Genomic DNA, 1150 nt, shown 5'->3' with positions numbered 1-1150 from the left:
CCGAGGCGAGGGTGGAGGCGGCGAGCGTGACCAGCAGTGCGCCGCCGAGGCCGAGCAGGATCACGGTGTCCTTCACCTTGGCCAGCACCGGGTTCTCCCCCTGGTCCGGCAGCTCCCACACCGCGCGCAGGCAGTCCCGCACCTGGCCGACCCAGCCGATGCCCGTGAACAGCAGCGCCGCGCCCGCGATGATCCCGACGGTGCCCGCGTTCTGCACCAGGGAGGTGAGGTCCAACTGGTCGGACAGGCCCGGGAACTGGTCCGCGATCCGCTGCTCCACGATCTTCTGGCGGGCCGGGCTGAGGGTGGCGGCGGCGACCGCGGCGGCCACGGTCAGCAGCGGGAACAGCGCCACGAAGCTCACGAACGTCATGGCGGCGGCCAGCCGGGCCCATTTCACCCGGTCCAGCCGTTCGTAACTCCGCCACGCGTGGGTGATCGTCAGGCGGGTGACGATCGGCCCGATGCCGGGCAGCCGCTTCAGCCAGTCCATGACCCGACTCTGCCCGCTGCGCGGGAATGTCAACACCGCGTTTCGCCGCCGGAACGGTCATACGGGGGCGATACGGTCATCTGTCATGAACGATGCCACCGAACTGCCCCGGTCCCTCCTCGTCCTCGGCGGCACGTCCGAGATCGCGCTGGCCACCGCGCGCCGTCTGATCGCCCGCCGCACCCGCACGGTGTGGCTGGCCGGGCGTCCCTCCCTCGCGCTGGAGAACGCGGCCGGAAGCCTGCGGGCGCTCGGCGCGGACGTGCACACCGTCGCCTTCGACGCGCTCGCCCCCGAGACCCACGAGGCCGTGCTCGGCAAGGTGTTCGCCGACGGCCCGGTCGACATGGTGCTGCTCGCCTTCGGCATCCTCGGCGACCAGGCGCACGACGAGAGGGACCCGGTCCGCGCGGTCCAGGTCGCCCAGACCAACTACACCGGGGCCGTCTCGGCGGGTCTGGTCGCCGGCCGCGCCCTCCAGGCCCAGGGACACGGGTGGCTCGTGGTGCTGTCCTCCGCCGCCGCCGAGCGCGCCCGCCGCGCCGACTTCATCTACGGCTCCAGCAAGGCGGGCCTGGACGCGTTCGCCCAGGGGCTCGGGGACGCCCTGCACGGAACGGGCGCGCGGGTGATGGTCGTACGCCCCGGCTTCGTGCG

At 73.0% G+C, this 1150-nt stretch carries 2 protein-coding genes; one reads left to right on the top strand and one right to left on the bottom strand.

Going from position 1 to position 1150, the window contains the following annotated elements:
• A partial coding sequence (locus H5J33_RS36030; RefSeq protein WP_181798862.1) for a YhjD/YihY/BrkB family envelope integrity protein occupies nucleotides 1-493 on the bottom strand: 493 nt, incomplete at its 3' end.
• Between the two features lie 85 nt (nucleotides 494-578).
• Between H5J33_RS36030 and H5J33_RS36025 the strand changes: the two genes are divergently transcribed.
• Nucleotides 579-1150: SDR family NAD(P)-dependent oxidoreductase (locus H5J33_RS36025; protein ID WP_181798860.1), on the top strand; the 572-nt coding region annotated here is incomplete at its 3' end.

The organism is Streptomyces sp. WELS2 (assembly GCF_013870595.1).
Classification (GTDB): Bacteria; Actinomycetota; Actinomycetes; order Streptomycetales; family Streptomycetaceae; genus Streptomyces.
This window is presented reverse-complemented; position numbering and strand designations above follow the sequence as displayed.